This is a genomic window from Brumicola pallidula DSM 14239 = ACAM 615 (genome assembly GCF_000428905.1).
Taxonomy (GTDB): domain Bacteria; phylum Pseudomonadota; class Gammaproteobacteria; order Enterobacterales; family Alteromonadaceae; genus Glaciecola; species Glaciecola pallidula.
This window is the reverse complement of record NZ_AUAV01000008.1, coordinates 162680-181756: the sequence shown is the minus strand read 5'-3', so window position 1 is coordinate 181756 and position 19077 is coordinate 162680. Positions and strand designations below refer to the sequence as shown.

Here is a 19077-nt window from a genome sequence, read left to right as displayed (position 1 = left end):
TTTTATGTGTTTTGTTCATGCTTATTGCCCTACCTTAACTGCTGTTGCAAAAACGGCTGTTGCAAAAAAATAATTCAGCTCAACTTGTGCCTTTAATAGATCAACTTGAATATTAAGCACGTCAATTCGCACGTTTAAATCATCAATACGAGCTCGCACAACGTCAGAAAAATCGCCGTCGTCATTGGTATATGCCGTCAGGGAGGCTTCTGCTTGCTCTCTTATCTGCACTAAAATATTATCGTCAAATATGAGTTGGCGTTTACGCATCCGTTGGTAACCAGACCAGGTTGATTGTAATTGTGAAAGTAGTCCTCTAAGTGCAAGTAGTTTGTCAGTTTTAATAGCTTCAGCTTCTCTCACTGCCGCTGACACTTTTTTATCTTGTGAACTTTGCGTCAGCAAAGGCAAATCAAATGACACCCCAATCGAAAAGAAATCAGCCCGGCTTCGACCTAATTGATCGTCAGCCCTGTAGGCATAGCTTGCATTTACACCCCATTGCGACTTGTAGGATTGTTTGGCCAATTCGACAGCGGTTTTACCGGCATCAATACGTTGCTCAATGGCGAGAACAGCAGGGTGAGCGCCTAGCAATTGCGCGAGGCCTTGCCTATCGTTGGCGGCTAATAAGGTTAGCGCAAACGGATCTAATCTAGCAATCATAGGCAGTTTAGCGGACACGCGTTTATATTGCGTGAAGTCAGCCGAAGATAACTGCCAATCGTGACCATTACTCAACCATTCAAGCAGTTGCCCGCTCGCTTGTTCTTTTTGCGACATCAATGTATTTAGCCTGTCGTCAAGGCGCGTAAGTTCAAGCTGTGCACGCACAATATCTTGTTGACGCAGTTTACCCACTGCAGATGAGTAGCTGACTTGTATTATTTCGGCTAATTGCTGAAACAACGCTCTATCGTTTTCTATTAAAGCTACTGTTTGCTGGGCTCTGTAAATCTCGAGCCAAAGTGACGACACTATTACCTTGGTTTTAGCCATTCGGTCTTGTCGTAATAACGGATGTTGTAGGGCAAGTTCTTGCAGTTGCTTAACCTGAATATCAAGACTGTTGCCGCGCGGAAATTGTTGCATCACACCCGCTTTCAATTGCGTCATGGGTTCTTGGTCAAAAACCAAACCATCGGTGGGCAAGTTAGCTAAGCCAATAGAAACGATAGGATTAGGCAATGAATCAACAGCTTCACTGGTATCCATCATGGCCTTTTGACGTAACTCACTGCGGGCGAGCCAAGGGTCATTTTCAATCGCTATGGATACCGCTTGTGTCAGACTCAGTGGGGGCTGATTGTGGTTATTTTTATTGTCGCTTTGATTCGCGCTGACACTAAAACTCAGCATTGCGCTATTAAATAATATTACGCTAACCGATGCCACTCGCAGCGCACGTAAATGATCTACTTTGGAAAATTTCATGGTTGACTCTTTTTGGACTAAGACTAACTTTTGGCTTATGCCTAATTATGGCCTATGCCTAGATACTGTCGATTTAGGTAAATCAATGCGACACCTGACGAGTCTGTCGGCAATAACTTAACGCATAACTTCAAAGAATTGGAAGTCGACACTAAAACTCTACTAAGAGTGAAATGGAACCAATGTAGTTTTCACTTACTACAGTATTCAATCAACACTGTAATTAGGATCGAACAGGTAGTTTCAAAACATCAAGAAATGGCGAGATAGTCTCTTTGAAATTGCCAGACAGATCTAGGCTGCGAAAGATAAAGGCAATTTTGGGGGGCGTTTCTGACTTGGGATAAAGGCATGGACTAGACGACGTTCGCTGTCAATTTTTTGCTCGTCGGTTAAATGCGAAATGACTTGAATATTAATCTCAATAAGCACGGCAAGCGAAAGCATGCCCGCAGGACAATCGCAGTCTTGCTGGCAACATTCATGTTCGGTCATTTCTTTATTTACTGATGTCGGGCCCAACATGCCATCATTAATGGCCATTATGTGGCTCTGTTCAGCATTCATGGTCCCGACAACAACATGCTCGTCGCTATGCATCATGCTTTCACTCATCATCATTTTACGCTCGTGACTGAAACAAGCCATTGAAGAGACAGCAAAAGACTCTCCTGCCTGCGCGACGAGCAAAAGGATGACCATTGTGATACTGATGAAGCGATTAAACACGCTGTTCAAACCACCCTAATATTAGTATAAACGCACATTACGCTTTCGTATTATTGCGCTCATTGAATTAATTGCTATGGCATAAACCACAGAGTCGGGAAGCGAGTATAGTATTAATTTCAACAATAGTAAAAAAACATTAGATTTGACCAAGCTAATAATTAATAACAAACATACATTCGCAAAAGTTCATTTGCTAATACATGTTTACATAAAAACTAAATGACGACATGAAACAAACTATATTGCTTGTTATATTGTGCACTCCAAATAAGTCTAAGATTATTAGCACAACTACATTTAGTCTTGATGAAGGCGTGGCCGCGTTGCAACAAGTGGCGATGTTGAAAAGTATTTCTAAAGCGGTGCCCTTGAGTTTTAGCGCTACTTTTAATCAATAAAATAAATAAGTCCATCAATAAATAAGTCCATCAATAAATGAGTCAGGCAGTGAATGGATCAGCCAAGTCTCCTAAGTAGGGTTCAAAGTGAGTCCACTGCTCAAGCCCTGTTTTATAAATGGGCTGGCGGACTTGCTGAGCACTCGGCGTTTTTACTGCTCGTTTATTTTTGTGAAAGTCGATGCAAGCTAGCTCAAAAGGGAGGTCACAAAAATCGAGCAGACGCCTTATTTGTGTTTCAGTATCATTCACTACATCTTCATGGTTAACCTGTAAAATTTGATTCGGGAATACGTGTTGCCAGTGGTCCATTAGTTTGACGTAATTTTTATAATATTGCGCAAGATCACTTAACGAATAGCTAAATTCTTGGCCTTCGCCAAACAATTGCTTAAATCCACTAAAACAACATGCCATAGGCTCACGCCTGGCATCAACGATTTTTGCATTCGGCAAAATAAGTTTGATTAAACCTATATGCATATAATTATTTGGCATTTTGTCAATAAAGTACGCACCATTTTGTCTATATACTTGGGTGTCCTGAATGAATTTTTGGCCTAGTTGAGCAAAATAAGGTTCGGGAATACTGTCTATATTGTGTGGATAAACCGGTTTACTACCTTGCTTTTTACTCAAGTTACTGGCTAAGCCTAAAATCTCGTGCAGCTCCATAGTGCCATCTACTTCAGAGTGAGAGGCCAGTATTTGTTCAAGAAGTGTAGAACCTGCCCTCGGCATTCCGACAATAAATATGGGGGACGGGTCCGGATGACCTACTTTTGCGAATTTTGTAACTAGTTCAGGTGTGAATGCGCTAATTTGTGATTGTACAAACTGCGCGTGGTTATCACTAGAGTAAGTTAATGTTGTACTCTGTAATTTATTGCCCAAATCGTAGTGTAAAAAAGAAGGCGCATATTGCTTCTCATCTTCATAAGCTTTACCTAAAGCAAAATGTAAATGCACTTTGTCTTTTAAGCTAACATCACTGCTTTCCGTTCCAGCCAGCATATGTTGTATTTCTTCGGCGTTAAACTGGTAAGTTTTTGTATTGGCTAAACTCCAATATGCATCACCGCAGTGACGCTCGAGTTTATAAGCCTGCTGATAAGCTATTACCGACTGTTCAATGTTGCCTTGGGTTTTATATGCATGACCTAGTAACAAATACACATTCGATTCTGCTTTATTGTCATTAACGATCTGTAGATAAATATCTATGGCTTTTTGAATGCCTCCCACACCCACTAATGCCGTCGCTTTCGCTACCCGATAGAAAATGTTGTTAGAGTCTTGTTGAACTAGGATGTCTCCCAAAGAGAGTGCTTTAGCAAACTTGCCTAATTTGCTATAAATTTTAAATAATTGATAGTGGGCCTCCAAATTAGTTGGCGATAACTGTATGCAAGTTTCTAATATAAATTCGGCCTCAGATATCGCTTTTGAAGACACTGCGATTTCTGCTAACAACATCAAGCCATTTAGGGAATGTTTATTTTCTTGCAGGTAACGACGGCATAATGCATCAGCCTCGACTATGTTGCCTTCATACAACAGGTCAGTTGCGGATAGTAAGGACTTGGGTAATCCACTCAAATGGGTAATTTGGTTTGTACATAACACAAGCGCTTCTTGCTGATCCGCTTGTTGATAAATCGGCAGTAGGGCCTGCCATGCAGATAATAATGCTGGGTTTAGCTTAGTCGCCTTATAAAAATGAATACTAGCTAACTTACCTTTTTGTAAAGTACGGTAGTTATAGCCTAACTCTTGATGCGCCCTAGCGTGCTCGGTGTTGATTTTGAGTAACTGCTGAGCCGCGTCAATGGCAGTCTCATGTTGACCTTGAAGTCGTCTACATACAGCCAATAAATACCAGCACTGTGTTTGTGCTTCAACATCAATCTTGTGCCTCAATAATGCAATAGCGCTTTGTTCAGCATCGACGAATTTACTTTGTTGAAGCAATTGCTGAATGCGTTTGAGTTCATTCTTAGGAGATAGTGTTTGTACTGACATAGTGTCTGACATAGTGTCCCAAATAGTTGCCTAAAATTATTTTATTCGTTCGCGTAATCTAACACAAAAAAGCCCCTTAAAAAGGGGCTTAAACATACTACAATGACAAGTTATATCATGTTACTTAGAAAAAGTCGTATGATAATCTGAAGCCAATAGTACGTGGTCTGTTACTCACAACCTTCGGTGTGAACTGCTGATTGTCTATATGCAGGATAGCGCGTTCATCAAACAAGTTATCAATGTATATCTCCGCTTTCCATTCATCATTAGTAATACCAAAGGCAACGTTAGCGAGTACGTAACTATCTTGAATGTAGCGTCCACCTGCGAAGAGCTCTCCGTTAGTGTCTCTGTAGCCAACACCTTCAAATACGCTGGCTTCATTTTCAATACTTAGTCCACTACCTGTGCCGTACACAAGTCTTGTTGTATCTTCAAGTACGTAAGCATCCATTGTCATACTGGCTAAACGGTCACCTGTGTAAACAAGTGAACCATTCACAAAACCGGTTAAACCATTGTCCATTTCATAGAAATAACGCGCTCTGATATTACCAGAGAACGAAGCTGAATAAGGTAACTCACTGCCCACTGGCGGCGCAATACCATCTAACTCAGAATTAACGCGAGTAAGCTCTGTGTTTAACAGACTGAAAGACGCATCTAAAATTAAGTTATCAGTAGCAAGCCACGTAATATCACCGTCAATACCTTGGATTTCAGCATCACCAACGTTATCGGTAAATACTAAGAAACTAATATTGGTCGGGTCAAATCGAGACGTTTGTAAGTCAGTAATCTCAGAAAAGAAAGCCGTTGCGTTAACACGGAAAATACCGTCAAAGAAGTCCGCTTTCATACCGAACTCGTAGTTTGTAAGCGTATCTGTGGTTGAATAAACGGGAATTCTGAAACCATCAAACGCGCCCTGTTGATTGGTCGCTAAGCCACCACCAACTCGGTTAGTTACCGGCGGTCTGAAACCTTCACTATAAGTAGCAAAAAACAGCATATCACTACTTGCTTTCCAATCGACAGATGCCTTATAAATGACATCATCAACAGTAAGTGCGCCGTCGTCATCTAGTAACGACACATCTAACTGTCCGCTCGCTATAGCTGCGTCAATCGCCGCTGGGTCTTCACCCACTTCAATCAGTTCAGCAGGGTCCAATGTGCCAAACGCTCTGAGTCTACGGGTAACGTCTACCGTAGTCGTGGAACCCTTGTAGCTATCCTCGATTTCATACCAACGAGCACCTAAGCTTACCGTTAGCGTATCGGATAGGTCATATTCTGCTTGGCCGAAAACCGCAATTTGGTCGATACCGTGGGTTACATCATTAACGAAACCAACTTCTGATTCAAACGGGCCGCCATCGCTGTTAATGCCTTCTTGGCCAACGGTCTTTCTGGCTAGATCAGGAAAAAGCTCGGTATTGGGTATTTTAAATTTACCCACTGTGCTCAATTCCTGTGAATCGTAGAAAATACCAGCGGTAATGCGCCAATCTCTGCTAGCATCAGTGTTGAGTCTAAGTTCATGGGTTACGCGCGACGTATCTGTTTCTTCTTTATAGAATTTGCTTGGATCTAGGCATTTTACATCAGCAGGTGTGGCCGCTGTGTAATGGTTGCACACATAATATGCGGCAAATAAGCCACCATTCGTATAGCCAGTATAATCTACAGTAGACGCGATATCGCGATTCAATAAGCCACCTGTGTAAACTATGTCAAGTTCGTCTAAACGTCCGCTAAGCGTCCATGTAGTTAAACCAAATACATCTGAGTTTTTGTCTGCTTGAAAGCGATTGACCGACTGGGTGCCTTCAAGGTTAGGATCGTATGCAAATACGCCTTCAGTATCTAACTGCTGCTGAGTATGCTGAACTAACAAATCCCAGTCATCGTTCACTTCGTAAGCAACACCGAGTCTAAAACCGGCATAACTTGCGTCGTTAGCATCTTCTTCAACTAGGTTATCATTATTGGGTGCAATTACTTCTATGTTGTCAGGATCAGTCAGTACACCACCTGAAATTCTGTTAATAACGACGGCGCTTCCACCAAAACCACCTTGCTCCGGATCGTTACGAATATTATCTATCCAACCACCTTGGTTATCGTTATATACAGTAACACGAACAGCTAAATCGTCAGCTGGGGTGAAGTTTAAAAAGGCTTCAACAGAGTTGCTCATTTCACCGTCTTTTGTGAAACTTGAGCCTAAATCGACGCCACCAGCGAAGCCACTAAAATTAGGCTTGTTGGTTATCATGCGGACCGTACCGGACTGCGAACTTGCACCAAACAAAGTCCCTTGAGGACCAGGTAAAACTTCAACTCGTGCAACGTCAGCAGCATAAATATCAAGGTTTCGACCTTGCATCGACACTGGTTGCTCGTCTAAGTAAAAGGCAACCGACGGCTGCAGGGCCTGCACCGTAGATACGGCTATATTGGTTTGCGATGTCGCAGCACCACGAATATATATTTCATTTTGGCCAGGGCCTGTGCCTTGGAATACAACGTTAGGTAAAAACTCGACGTAATCTTGAAAATTATCGACCCCTAAATTTTCTAACGCTTCGCCGCTCAAGGCACTGACGGTTACTGGAATTGCCTGAATTGATTCAGTACGTTTAGTAGCTGTCACTTGAATTGTTTCAATAACACGGCCGGTTTCAGTTTCGTCAGTGGCTTGCTGCGCCATAGCGAACGATGAAGTACCTAGGGCTGTGACAATGGCATAACTAAGCTTGTTAATTTTCAATGGTTTCACCTGTTTAAATAACGTTTAACTAGTAATATTTTATATAATAATTAGTATACTAAATATTAGGAGTGTATCTATTAGCCTGCAATATAACACACTAATTTGAATATTTTTAGGCCTACACGCGATCTTTTGTTGACTTTATCACTTCTAGGGTGAAACTAATCTCACATTTACAATAGAATAATCGTGTTTAATTCAATGCAATGTAATATGATTGAAGCTCTAAATAATTAAGGGGTAGTAAGTGAATAAAGATGAACCAGGCAAACTAAATAGTGCGGTGTTTTACCCTGCTTCCCTTTTAGTCATCAGCTTACTTTTGTTTACACTCATCTTTCCGCAAGCATCAGCCAGTTTTTTTGCTTCATTGCAAAGTTCTATTGTCGAAAATTTTAGTTGGTTTTATGTATTTACAGTTGCCGTCATTCTCGTTTTTACCCTGTATTTAGGTTTTTCGAGATTCAGTGATGTGAAACTCGGACCGGATCATGCAACGCCCGACTACTCATACGTTAGTTGGTTATCCATGTTATTTGCAGCGGGCATGGGTATTGGTTTAATGTTTTATGGCGTTGCAGAGCCGTTAATGCACTTCTTAGTCCCACCCACAGCAGATCCAGGCACAGTTGCCGCAGCGAAAGAAGCAATGAAAACCACGTTTTTCCATTGGGGTTTGCATGCTTGGGCAATTTACGCGATTGTTGCTTTAACCTTGGCTTATTTTAGTTTCCGGCATGACCTACCACTGACATTGCGCTCAGCTTTGTACCCGTTAATTGGTGATAAAATTTATGGTTGGCGGGGCGACTTAGTCGATATCTTCGCGGTAACTGGCACATTATTCGGCGTCGCGACATCCTTAGGCCTTGGCGTTTTGCAGATAAGCGCGGGACTGAACTATTTATTTGAGTTTCCTACTACCACCATTGCACAAGTCGGTTTAATTATCGGTATCACTTGTATTGCGATTATCTCAGTGGCGAGTGGTTTAGACAGAGGCATAAAGATACTGTCCGAATTCAACATGATACTCGCAGTTGGCTTATTAGCACTTATCTTAATCTTAGGACCAACCGTATTTTTGTTCAAAGCACTAATGCAAAATACCGGGGCTTATTTGTCGGATCTGGTGCTTAATACTTTTAACTTATTCGCTTATCAAAAAACCGAATGGATCGGTGGTTGGACCATATTTTATTGGGGTTGGTGGTTGGCTTGGGCTCCATTTGTGGGTATTTTTATTGCTCGTATTTCGCGTGGACGTACCATTCGAGAATTCATTCTTGGTGTCTTGATTGTTCCCACCGTATTTACCCTTATTTGGATGAACATATTCGGTAATAGTGCGATAGACCTAGTACTTAATCAAGGCAATGAGATGCTGGGAGCCTTAGCAACTGATAACACACCGGTTGCGTTATTTTTATTCTTGGAACAATTTCCATGGTCGAGCTTTTTATCTGGGATTGCAGTATTAATGATAGTGGTATTTTTCGTCACATCATGTGACTCGGGTGCAATGGTAATAGATATGCTATGCAGTCATGGTAACAATAATACGCCCTTATGGCAGCGTGTATATTGGACTGCTGGTGTGGGTGTTATCGCCGCTGTATTGCTTCTGGCTGATGGCATTAGCGCATTGCAAACCATGACTATTGCCAGTGCTTTACCCTTTGCGGTGGTGCTGTTAATTGCGATGTTTGGTTTAATAAAAGCGTTAAGGGTCGAGGCTTTTAAACAAGATAGCCAGCAGTACACCCCGATTATTTTGCAAGGTAACAGCAATGAAGAGAATTGGCGTGAACGTCTAAAAAGTATCGTTGATTTTCCCAGCAAAAAACGCGTAACGCAATTTATTAATGAAACTGGGTCGAGCTCTTTTTTAGCCGTGAAGAAAGAATTAAAAGAATTAGATATAGAAGCGGAAGTAGAACAAACCGAAGCTGGGATCACTATTTCTGTAAAACAAGGTGAAGACCAAGGCTTTAGTTATGCGATCCTTCCTAAATTGCATGCGCAGCCTGACTTTGCCAATGATAACAATACTTCTCAAAATGAAGTTTATTACCGTGCAGAAGTCCACCTTGGTGAAGGCGGACAAGATTATTGTGTCATGGGATGGTCAAAAACAGCTTTAATCAATGATGTTGTTGACCAATATCACAAACACTTGTATTTTCTGCATCTGATGCGATAAGGAGAATTCAGTTCAATGTTAAAAAAAGACGAAGAATTGCTAGTAGCGTTAAGGAAAATCATTCGCGCTATTGGTATGCGGTCACGCCAATTGAGTAAAGAAGTGGGGTTAACAGGCCCACAATTAATGATATTACAAAAGGTGGGTAAACAAGCAGGTGTGATGGTGCGAGAAATCGCAGAAGACATTAACCTTAGTTCGGCTACTGTCACCAATATTCTGGATCGCATGGAAGCGAGAAATCTAGTTGAAAGGATCAGAAGCACAGAAGACAAACGAAAGGTCGGTGTATTTTTAACAAAAGACGGTGAACAATCTCTGTCGACGGCTCCATTGCCATTACAAGAACATTTTACCAATCGCTTTAAAGCAATGGAAGAATGGGAGCAAAGCCAAATGGTAGCGACCTTGCAACGCATTGCGTTAATGATGGATGCGCAACATGTCGACGCTTCACCCATTCTCGAAGTTGGAAACATTATTGAAAAATAAAATGAAGCTCAAGCAATAGAGTTATTTTGTAAGACGAGTTTCCTACTTTGTGTACTCATACACTATTTTTGGGTACGAAGCTCGTTGAACAACATCACTAAATGGGTCGAAATGACTCATTTTAGGGTTTTCGGTTTGTGCTTACGGGTATTACATAGATTTTAATCGCGCCGGCCATGGGTTGGTTTGATACCGTTGCTCCTAAGTCCCTATAAATACCCGGTAATACCGCTATTTAAAGCGCTGCTGCACATACTTAATAATCTCCGAAGACTCATACAACCATGTTACCTCGTCTGCCGTTTCAATGCGCAAACAAGGGGTTTTTATTTTGCCGCCACCTTGCAGCAATTCGTCGCGGTATGGCGACCCCTTAGATGCGCTACGCTTAACGATAGGTAGGTTCATTTTGTACATTGCTCGTCGAGTTTTAATACAAAAAGGACAGGCGAAAAATTGATAAAGTGTTAGTCCTGCTACGTCTTTTTCAACTTGCTGTTGTGCCTCCCTGGTGCGCTTTAATTTTGCGCCGCGCGTGATAACATCAAAAAAAACCATGATGCCACCGAGTAAGTTACGAATTAAGGAAATTATGAAGCTCATTTACACTACTTTATGGGTGATAAAAATCAGAATGATCGAGTATACCTAAAACTGCTTTAAAACTATATGCAGGAGCAATACTGAATAAACACTATTTTGCATTACTGTGTAAAGTATCTTGGCTTTTGGTACGTTGTCTTGGTAGCTGGGTTGACTGATAGTTGATTATAAATAGCACCTGATTGGACCTCCGTGGTCGCTGGTAAGAACGGTTCTATTGCTTTCCCCTTACAGCAGAAATAACAGTCGCTACGATCACAAAAGAAAGCGACATCAATAAAGCTAAAGAAATCGTGCTCATCAGTGCTGGATTGCTCTCGGGGCCAAAATTAGCGTCTCCAATGTAATAGTGCATCATCAAATTCACCAAACTCATACCAACTAAATTCCCGATCGTCCGCGATAAGTTCATGGATGCGGAGGCGACACCAACTTCTTGTTCCTTCACCGCACCCATTATTGCGCTGTTATTGGGTGTTGAAAACAGGCCAAAACCTAAACCAACTAAGCCGAGTGAACCGCCGATATAAAACGCAGTTGTTTGTGTATCAATTTGAATAAGAAACATAAAACCGACGGCAACGATAGCGCAGCCTAGCGTGGCAATTATTCTAGGTTGAAAGCGGTCTGCTAGCTTACCCGCAATAGGCGCCATAATTGCCATACAAAGCGCCTGCATCAACAAAATTTGGCCAGCATACGCGGGACCAAAACCTTTAATATATTGTAAATATAAACTAAGCAAAAAGATAATCGCAAAGTTACTGCCATACATTAAGAACGAGGTAGATAAGGATAAACTAAATACTCGACTTTCACGAAACATCTGCACCCGGATCAAGGGTTGCTTGTCACGACTTTGATGCACGATAAAAGCCGCTAAGCTCAGTAAAGACGAGGCAAGTAAACCGACACCTAACAGACTCGGTAATTTACTTAAGCCATAAACTAGGGTGCAGGCAAAAGTAATAAATATAGCCGACCCTATCCAGTCAAATCGTGAGTGATGTTGGTTTTTCCATTCGCCATGCAGCTTATATTTTATAAATATTAGTAGGGCGATAACCAGTGGAATTTGAAAATAGAACACCGCACGCCAGCCTAATAATTCGGTTAGCCAACCACCCACTGCAGGGGCGAGAGTAAGACCAATATATACACAAGCAGCCAAAAAACCTAGCGCAGCGCCTCTTTTCTTAGAGGGAGTCACTGAGGTAATAATCGCCACACCAGTACTAAAAATCATAGCACCGGCGGCGCCTTGAATGAAACGCCAAAACAAAATCCAATCAATGTTGGTACCTATTGCGCACATGAACGCGCTTAGAGCATTGAGTGAAAGCCCCAGAGCATAGATACGTTTCCTGCCAAAATTATCGGCTAATTTGCCAAAAGGCAGCATAAAGGCAACGTTAGCTAAAATGTACAAGGTTGGTAGCCAAGATACTTTTGTCGCACTTGCTTGCAAATCTTCAGCTAAAACAGGGATCGCTACATTCACTGCAGCCAAGCCCATTGGTGCAATAAGATAGCCAGTGCAAACTGCAATTAGTGCGATGGTAGTAACGGGGAGTCGTGACAATACGGGTTCCAAAAGTTATAAGGTGAAAATAAGCCGCTTTTACAGTATCTAATGGCGTTTGTAACTGATAACGATGGCGTTATGGTTTTTTAATAATATTCACACTTTCGTGTTCTTCTGAATATTCGATTACAATATCACCCAGCCTGAGTTGCTCAATAATCTGATCCACTTTTTCTTGCATACTAATTTCTACTTCACCATAGTCTGTGCCCTCGCGCAAAACGAAGCTTTCAACCAGGCTTTGTAGTGTTTCATTGTCAATGGAGTCAGCGGGAATGATCATACGTTCATCTCAGTTTTCTTTGTTGTTTCGGCGGCTAAAATTCGTTGATGCTGTTCTTCCAAAAACTCGGATATGCGCTCTTGCAACCAAAGCTTTGGTCTAAAAGGCGTGCCATGCAAAAAACCAACATGACCTCCTTTTTCGCTTAACTCATAAGCTACTGAATTGGATAACTGATTTTCACTTGGCACCACCGCTTCAGTCATAAATGGGTCATCTCTGGAATGCAATACCAAGGTGTTGGTGGTTATATTCTTAAGCATCGACATGGCGCTACAATGAGCATAATAATCGTCTGCGCCCTCGAAACCATGTAATTTTGCGGTGACATCCTGATCAAACTCTCTAAAAGTAGACAAGGCTTTTACTTTGCTTTCGTCGATGTTCAACGAACGACGGATATCTAGAAACCGCATTTTTTCCAGCAATTTATTTTTCATACTGTTAAGTAAGTAGTGCTGATACAAACGTGAAAATCCACGCTGCATTCGAAGTGCGCATTCGGCCAGCAATAATGGCGCTGAGACGGCCACGGCGGCGCAAAGCACTTTTTGCCCAGCGGTTTCACTCAGTAGCTTTAACAACATGTTGCCGCCCAGTGAATAGCCAACGGCAAATACGGGCAAGTTGGGATAACGCTGTTTAACATGGCTTATCGTTTGTATCGGGTCAACTGTTTCTCCAGAGTGATAGGCGCGTGGCGTCATATTTGACTCGTGGCTACAGCCTCTAAAATGCATTAGGGCGACAATAAAACCGTCTTCTTTTATGCGATTTATAAGGTGTCTTGCATAATGCGAGTTAACCGAGCCTTCAAGACCATGGAATACCACCACAACACCTTTTGCGCTTTGTGCTAGGATATCGTCAGGCAGACACCAAGCAATATCCAAAAAATCACCATCGGGTGTGCTGATGCGTTCATTCTGTGTATTTAACTCTGGCTTTTTAATCAGGTAACGCGGCCAAATAGTTTGAACATGTGCATTGCGAGCCCAACTGGGTGCCTGAAATGTAGACGATACTACCTTACCGAATTTGCTCCTAAACATGCTTCCCCACCATATTAATCAACTATTGTTGCCTTGCTTGGTTTTATTAACCACCATTTGCGGAAAATACTGCCAGCATATTGCACCATTCATCAGCCTACAAACTCTTCTCAAATTCTGCCGAAGCTGCTTCTAATTGTTCTTGTGCATCAAGCCATGACAGCTCAATCGCTTCTAACTCAACTTTGCAGCCAGCTTGGTTACTTAATACTTCATTAAGTCTTTTTTTGTTTTCTGCATCATACAAGCTTGCATCACTTAATTCAGTTTCTAGCTTGCTTAATTGTTGATTACACGTTTCCATTCGCTTTTCTTCCTTGCTGATCACGTCGCGAAATTGCTTCGTGGTTTGGCGAAAATGGGCTTCCATTCGCTTACGCGTTTTCTTATCGACATCACTATTCGCTTTTTGCGCTGAAGTTTCTGAATGTTGAACAATGGCAGTGGTGACATTATTTGTTGATGCAGTCGTTAGTTTATCCGCAGTTTTATTACTAGCCGCAGCACTAAACAACCATTTTTTATAATCATCGAGATCGCCATCAAACACGTTCACACCACCTGCATCGACAAGATAAAATTCATCACACACTGTTGATAACAAAAATCTATCATGTGATACCAATACCATCGCACCTTCAAAAGCTTGTAACGCGAAGGTTAATGCATGTCGCATTTCCATATCTAAATGGTTGGTTGGTTCATCAAGTAACAACAGATTTGGCTTTTGAAACACAACAAGTGCTAAGACCAGTCTGGCTTTTTCACCACCCGACATCGGTGCAACTGCTTTTAAGGCATCATTACCCTGAAAACCAAAACCACCTAAGTAGTCCCTGACTTGCTGTTCAGTTTGAGTTTTGTCTAATCTGAAAACATGCTCGTAAGCTGAACTTTCTAAGTGCAATAACTCAACCTGATGCTGGGCGAAATAACCGATAGTTAAGCCCGCTGAGGTGGCATATTCGCCGCGCAACGGTTGCAGTTCGCCAGCTAATAATTTGATAAAAGTAGACTTACCCGCGCCATTTTTACCCAATAAGCCAATGCGGCTGCCAGGAGCTAAGTTCATTTTCACTTGCTTGAGAATAATGTTATCAGCATAACCCACCTGCACTTCTTCCATTCGCACCAAAGGATTAGGTAATTTTTCAGGTGGCTTAAATGAAAACTGAAACCCTGAAGTTTGGTGTACGGGTAAAATATCCTGCATCTTCTCGAGTTGCTTCACTCTGCTTTGCGCTTGTTTTGCTTTGCTTGCTTTAGCCTTAAAACGAGTAATAAAAGAGTTTAAATGGGCTTTTTTACGTTCTTGCTTTTCGTACTCACTGGCTTGCAAACGCATGCGCTCCGATCGCTGATGCTCATAACTTGAATAGTTACCAGAGTAGCTGATGAGGTTTTGTTGTTCAAAACTAACAATGTTGTTCACACAGGCATCTATAAATGATTTGTCGTGCGAAATAAGCAGTAGTGTGCCTTTATAACGCTGGATCCAAGTCTCTAGCCAAATTACCGCATCTAAGTCAAGGTGGTTAGTTGGCTCATCCAATAACAGCAAGTCAGAATCACATAACAAAGCCTGAGCCAAATTTAGACGCATTCTCCAACCACCTGAAAAATGACTAACCGGCAATTGAAGTTGTTCGTTTTTGAAGCCCAGTCCAGACAGAATAGTAGATGCTCGAGCCTCAACATCATAAGCACCCGTTTGTGCGAGTAAATCATGCAGATGACCGATCTTGTCACCATTATGTGACATTTCTGCTTTCACCAAATCGGTTTGTAATTGACGTAATCTAGCATCACCATCAATCGCATAATCAATTGCTGAACGGTCCGTACCGGGTGTCTCTTGCGCAACTGACACAATATGCCAGCCTTTAGGCACTAGGCAGTCTCCCATATCTGGTTGTATCTCGCCTCGAAGCAAACCAAACAGAGTTGATTTTCCGCAGCCATTCGGACCAATAACCGCGGCCTTGTGACCCGGATAGATTTCAACATTGGCTTGTTTAATTAGTTCTTTTACACCGCGTTGTAGCGACAAATTTTGTATTTGAATCATGTCTTAGTTATAGCTTCTTAACGAATTATGCAGGGCCGCCTGTATACATAGGATAACATTCAACAGTCTAGGTCAAAAGAACAATAAAGAAGCAGACATTGTTTACTTCTGGCTTGGTTCTCGTTTGCGCCTAATTTGTATAAATATTGCTTGTCAGAAAGTTAAATTAGGAACTTTTTGCACTGTTACACAGACAAGGGCGTATACTACCCAAAATAGGTCATTAGTATAGAGGGTTATGAGTAATAAAAACCGTAAGCGATTCATTGCAGGTGCAACGTGCCCGTCATGCAAAAGCCAGGATTCACTGATGTTATATTTCGAGCACAATGTTGAGAAACTGGCGTGTGTTAAGTGCGACTTCAAAGAAACTCAAACTGATCCCAAAGTTGCTGCCGCTACACGGCCATCCGAGAGCGTTATTGGGATTTTCAAACCTTAGCAAATAAAGTCGCTCTGTTAAGTAAAAACATAATGGCAATACACTACTCCTATGTCATTAAGAATGGGTGCATTAGTTGGTATTTATTCTGCGCCGGAAGTCACTTCACATAACCCACAAAGCTATTAAGGCGTAATATGATCCCATGGGTTCGACTAGGCAAAGCACACATTCCTAACAATGGCGGCGAATTAACATTTTCTCAGCGAGCTGAAGAATTTTCTATTCGTCTGTCAGGTATCCGCGGTGAGTTGATGAACAGCCGGGTTTATAACTCAGAGAAAGAGCTCTCGCAAATGGGCTGTGCACATATAAAGTTGACAGAAACTAGCAAGGTATTGGTCGGCGGGTTGGGTATGGGATACACCCTGTCGGAAGCTCTTAGGATGGTTTCTACAAGCTCTCAGGTCACAGTGGCAGAATTAATTCCTGAGGTTATTGAATGGAATAGAGGGCCACTAGGGAATTGCGCCAACAATCCGCTGGACGACCCGCGCACAAAGGTCCACATGGGCGATGTAAGAGAGCTCCTTACAACTCATCAACCCACATTTGATGCTATTTTGTTGGATATTGACAATGGCCCAGAAGGGTTAACGCACTCTGACAATAATTGGATATATTCTTTACCGGGCCTACGAGATATTTATACAGTGTTGCGACCTAAAGGTATGTTGGCAATATGGTCAGCAGGACCGGACTATCTGTTTACTACACGGCTTAAAAAAGCAGGATATGAAGTGAGCACTCGAATTGCCAGATCGCGCAAGGGAAAGGGCAGTAAGCACACCATATTTCTTGCCAAAAAGCGCTAGCGACAAAGTTTATGACGTGAGTCTATATAACGCCAATTGTGCGCCTTGCTATTTTAGCATCTGCCCTCAAATATATTAAATGATAAAATCGTCTCTTAAAAACAGTATGCTAATAACCGCTTTTGCAGTGGGTATTGTATGGTGTATAAAGTCCTCTGAATTTATCTTTCTTATCGACCTCTCTTGGCTGGGTGTTTACCCGCAAACCTGGCACGGTCTAATAGGAATATTGACAGCCCCGCTAATTCACGGCTCCCTTGAACATATATTTAATAACACGCTTCCTATGCTTATATTGGGTACATTATTATTGTATGGCTATCCCAAGAGTCGTTGGCGAGTTTTAGCAACTGTATGGCTACTGTCCGGTGTTGGGGTTTGGATATTTGGTCGAGAAAGTTATCATATTGGAGCCAGCGGGTTAACACACGGTGTGTTCTTTTATCTATTGGTGGTTAGTATTTTCCGTCGTGACAAACGTTCGGTCGCAATCATGATGACCGCATTCTTCTTGTACGGTGGTATGACAATGACTATTTTCCCAAGAGAAGCTAGTATATCATTCGAATATCACTTCTTTGGCGCACTTTCCGGTGCGTTGTGCGCACTACTTTGGCATTCACTCGATCCCAAGCCAATGATGAAAAAGTACGAGTGGGAAAAGCAGCCTGAAGCAGACGATCCGATCATTGGCGATGCGTGGCAAATGGAAGAACAATTACTAAGCTCCGATACTAAAAACGGTAATCAAGCCATTAAAGAGGAAAAATAATAACATGCACGTAAAAACCTCTCCTGTTTTGCAGTTACTATTTTGAGTTCGTTACTTTGAGCATGATTTCCAAGCGATTACGTTTAATATAAGCACTCAATAATGCGGTGGTAAATCATCTCCTTGATCGTTATCAGAGTCAGCAACTTGCATGGTTTTAATTTTATCAACTACCCCTTTTAGAAGGTGCGCTTGGCGATCAATTATAAATTGTTGATTTGTGATTATTTCATTCATTTGTTCAAAATTATCTTCTTGATAAGCGACCTTAAATTCAAGCTGTTCGATGGCTACCTTCATCTGCTCAATGGTTTCGTTTGATATATTTGTCGCTTTCTTATCCGTCACTTTTCGCTCTCGTTCAGTTTATTTGTTATTTATAAGCCCAATGCTCAAGGTTGCCACTACTCGAAATTGATACAACTTCATTACCAATCAGGCCAATGCCGTAAACAACCGCAGATTGTGGCGCGGGTCCATTCGAAGGTGCAACACGCCACTCTTTTACCACATCCCCTGTATTAACATCCCACAGCGCCAGTCTTCTTGCTGGTGATCCTGTTAGTAAGTACTTGCCATCATCAGAAAATTTTGCGCTCGTAAAAACCCATTGCCGTTCAATAAAGTGCAATTGACTAATAGCTTTACCTGTTTGTGCATCCCAAATCTGACTGTCGCTTTGGCTATCGGAAGTAAACAAGAATCGCGCTTGGTCGTCAATAACCACCTTCGTGACTCGATTAGCATGATTGAAAACATGAATGATTTGGCCACTTTCCGTACTCCACAAATACGCTTTGTAATCATTGCCACCACTCAATGCATACTTTCCGTTGGGCGATATATCTACGCTATTTACCTTTTCTTCATGCCCTAAAAACTCGAGACTGCGGCCAGTCTCTGGCTCAAAAAACATAACGTTGCCATTCGCTTTACCCACCAAAATGCCTCGGCCTCGATTGCTAACAGCAATATCACGAATAGAAGACTCATCTATTCGCCAAAAACCAACGGGGTCGCCACTGGCCTTGTTCCACAATGCAAAATTTTCATTGTCTGCGGTTACAACATGGCTTTCGTCAGCTGAAATATGAATATTAGCCACGATATTGCGACCTTTCTCCTGATGTCGCCAACTAAATAAGGTCTTATTTTGTGTTAGTGACCATACCGAAATATCCGCATTAACTCTGGAAATTACAGCAAAATCGCCTGAATTACTAATATCTGCCGAGTACACGCCGCTTTCTGAAACAGATGATATAGCATCAGGCTCAGTTTCAGGAATAGAGCAACCTGTACAAAAAAGTACAAAAAGGCAACAAAAAAGTAAAAAGACTGTCTTATTCATTTAAAAATGGGTTTCGCTTTTAGTTTCACACGTTTACTATTAG

At 41.9% G+C, this 19077-nt stretch carries 16 protein-coding genes; 5 read left to right on the top strand and 11 right to left on the bottom strand.

What is annotated here, in order from left to right:
• Positions 1 to 21: 21 nt before the first annotated feature.
• From G399_RS0102395 to G399_RS0102375, 4 genes are all read right to left on the bottom strand, one after another.
• Entirely contained in the window at positions 22 to 1434 is a 1413-nt protein-coding gene (locus tag G399_RS0102395) for a TolC family protein (RefSeq protein WP_006009325.1), read from the bottom strand.
• Positions 1435 to 1728: 294 nt separating this feature from the next.
• Positions 1729 to 2163 (bottom strand): hypothetical protein, encoded by a 435-nt coding sequence (locus tag G399_RS0102390; RefSeq protein ID WP_006009321.1) that lies wholly within the window; start codon positions 2161 to 2163, stop codon positions 1729 to 1731.
• Between the two features lie 443 nt (positions 2164 to 2606).
• On the bottom strand, positions 2607 to 4598 hold the full coding sequence (locus G399_RS0102380; RefSeq protein ID WP_006009318.1) for a sulfotransferase: 1992 nt from the start codon (positions 4596 to 4598) through the stop codon (positions 2607 to 2609).
• Between the two features lie 112 nt (positions 4599 to 4710).
• Positions 4711 to 7365 (bottom strand): TonB-dependent receptor, encoded by a 2655-nt coding sequence (locus G399_RS0102375; RefSeq protein WP_006009316.1) that lies wholly within the window; start codon positions 7363 to 7365, stop codon positions 4711 to 4713.
• 250 nt (positions 7366 to 7615) lie between these two features.
• Between G399_RS0102375 and G399_RS0102370 the strand changes: the two genes are divergently transcribed.
• Together G399_RS0102370 and G399_RS0102365 are read left to right on the top strand one after the other, a co-directional pair.
• Positions 7616 to 9571 carry a BCCT family transporter gene (locus G399_RS0102370; RefSeq protein WP_006009314.1) on the top strand — a complete coding sequence of 652 codons (1956 nt, stop codon included), beginning with the start codon at positions 7616 to 7618 and terminating at the stop codon, positions 9569 to 9571.
• Positions 9572 to 9586: 15 nt separating this feature from the next.
• Positions 9587 to 10063, top strand: a complete 477-nt coding sequence (locus G399_RS0102365) for a MarR family winged helix-turn-helix transcriptional regulator (protein ID WP_006009312.1) — start codon at positions 9587 to 9589, stop codon at positions 10061 to 10063.
• A gap of 231 nt (positions 10064 to 10294) precedes the next feature.
• Here G399_RS0102365 and G399_RS0102360 read toward each other — a convergent pair whose 3' ends face one another.
• The 5 genes from G399_RS0102360 to G399_RS0102340 form a co-directional block, all read right to left on the bottom strand.
• Complete coding sequence (locus G399_RS0102360) at positions 10295 to 10666, bottom strand: glutathione S-transferase N-terminal domain-containing protein (protein WP_026843379.1); 372 nt, start codon at positions 10664 to 10666, stop codon at positions 10295 to 10297.
• A 214-nt stretch (positions 10667 to 10880) separates the two neighbouring features.
• A complete protein-coding gene (locus G399_RS0102355) occupies positions 10881 to 12248 on the bottom strand; it encodes an MFS transporter (RefSeq protein ID WP_006009308.1) in 1368 nt (455 codons plus the stop codon).
• A gap of 79 nt (positions 12249 to 12327) precedes the next feature.
• Positions 12328 to 12534, bottom strand: coding sequence for a YheU family protein (locus G399_RS0102350; protein WP_006009307.1), 207 nt, complete (start codon positions 12532 to 12534; stop codon positions 12328 to 12330).
• Complete coding sequence (locus G399_RS0102345) at positions 12531 to 13586, bottom strand: hydrolase (protein WP_006009306.1); 1056 nt, start codon at positions 13584 to 13586, stop codon at positions 12531 to 12533. Before G399_RS0102345 ends, G399_RS0102350 begins: the two co-directional genes overlap by 4 nt.
• A 97-nt stretch (positions 13587 to 13683) precedes the next feature.
• Positions 13684 to 15654: an ATP-binding cassette domain-containing protein gene (locus G399_RS0102340; protein WP_006009304.1), complete on the bottom strand. Its 1971-nt coding sequence runs from the start codon at positions 15652 to 15654 to the stop codon at positions 13684 to 13686.
• A 238-nt stretch (positions 15655 to 15892) separates the two neighbouring features.
• Here G399_RS0102340 and G399_RS0102335 point away from each other — a divergent pair, with 238 nt between their 5' ends.
• The 3 genes from G399_RS0102335 (at position 15893) to G399_RS0102325 (ending at position 17683) form a co-directional block, all read left to right on the top strand.
• On the top strand, positions 15893 to 16096 hold the full coding sequence (locus G399_RS0102335; RefSeq protein ID WP_026843378.1) for a YheV family putative zinc ribbon protein: 204 nt from the start codon (positions 15893 to 15895) through the stop codon (positions 16094 to 16096).
• A 137-nt stretch (positions 16097 to 16233) separates the two neighbouring features.
• Positions 16234 to 16911: a spermidine synthase gene (locus G399_RS0102330; protein ID WP_006009300.1), complete on the top strand. Its 678-nt coding sequence runs from the start codon at positions 16234 to 16236 to the stop codon at positions 16909 to 16911.
• Between the two features lie 79 nt (positions 16912 to 16990).
• Positions 16991 to 17683 (top strand): rhomboid family intramembrane serine protease, encoded by a 693-nt coding sequence (locus G399_RS0102325; protein ID WP_026843377.1) that lies wholly within the window; start codon positions 16991 to 16993, stop codon positions 17681 to 17683.
• Between the two features lie 96 nt (positions 17684 to 17779).
• On the opposite strand, the gene G399_RS0102320 is transcribed toward G399_RS0102325, so the two are convergent.
• Both G399_RS0102320 and G399_RS0102315 read right to left on the bottom strand, forming a co-directional pair.
• Positions 17780 to 18031: a SlyX family protein gene (locus G399_RS0102320; protein ID WP_006009296.1), complete on the bottom strand. Its 252-nt coding sequence runs from the start codon at positions 18029 to 18031 to the stop codon at positions 17780 to 17782.
• 25 nt (positions 18032 to 18056) lie between these two features.
• On the bottom strand, positions 18057 to 19034 hold the full coding sequence (locus G399_RS0102315) for a WD40 repeat domain-containing protein (RefSeq protein ID WP_006009294.1): 978 nt from the start codon (positions 19032 to 19034) through the stop codon (positions 18057 to 18059).
• Positions 19035 to 19077: the final 43 nt, after the last annotated feature.

Coding starts and splice junctions, on each gene's coding strand:
- G399_RS0102315 (WP_006009294.1), bottom strand. CDS start 19,034: ATGAATAAGACAGTCTTTTTACTTTTTTGTTGCCTTTTTGTACTTTTT.
- G399_RS0102325 (WP_026843377.1), top strand. CDS start 16,991: ATGATAAAATCGTCTCTTAAAAACAGTATGCTAATAACCGCTTTTGCA.
- G399_RS0102350 (WP_006009307.1), bottom strand. CDS start 12,534: ATGATCATTCCCGCTGACTCCATTGACAATGAAACACTACAAAGCCTG.
- G399_RS0102365 (WP_006009312.1), top strand. CDS start 9,587: ATGTTAAAAAAAGACGAAGAATTGCTAGTAGCGTTAAGGAAAATCATT.
- G399_RS0102340 (WP_006009304.1), bottom strand. CDS start 15,654: ATGATTCAAATACAAAATTTGTCGCTACAACGCGGTGTAAAAGAACTA.
- G399_RS0102380 (WP_006009318.1), bottom strand. CDS start 4,598: ATGTCAGACACTATGTCAGTACAAACACTATCTCCTAAGAATGAACTC.
- G399_RS0102345 (WP_006009306.1), bottom strand. CDS start 13,586: ATGTTTAGGAGCAAATTCGGTAAGGTAGTATCGTCTACATTTCAGGCA.
- G399_RS0102395 (WP_006009325.1), bottom strand. CDS start 1,434: ATGAAATTTTCCAAAGTAGATCATTTACGTGCGCTGCGAGTGGCATCG.
- G399_RS0102360 (WP_026843379.1), bottom strand. CDS start 10,666: ATGAGCTTCATAATTTCCTTAATTCGTAACTTACTCGGTGGCATCATG.
- G399_RS0102330 (WP_006009300.1), top strand. CDS start 16,234: ATGATCCCATGGGTTCGACTAGGCAAAGCACACATTCCTAACAATGGC.
- G399_RS0102335 (WP_026843378.1), top strand. CDS start 15,893: ATGAGTAATAAAAACCGTAAGCGATTCATTGCAGGTGCAACGTGCCCG.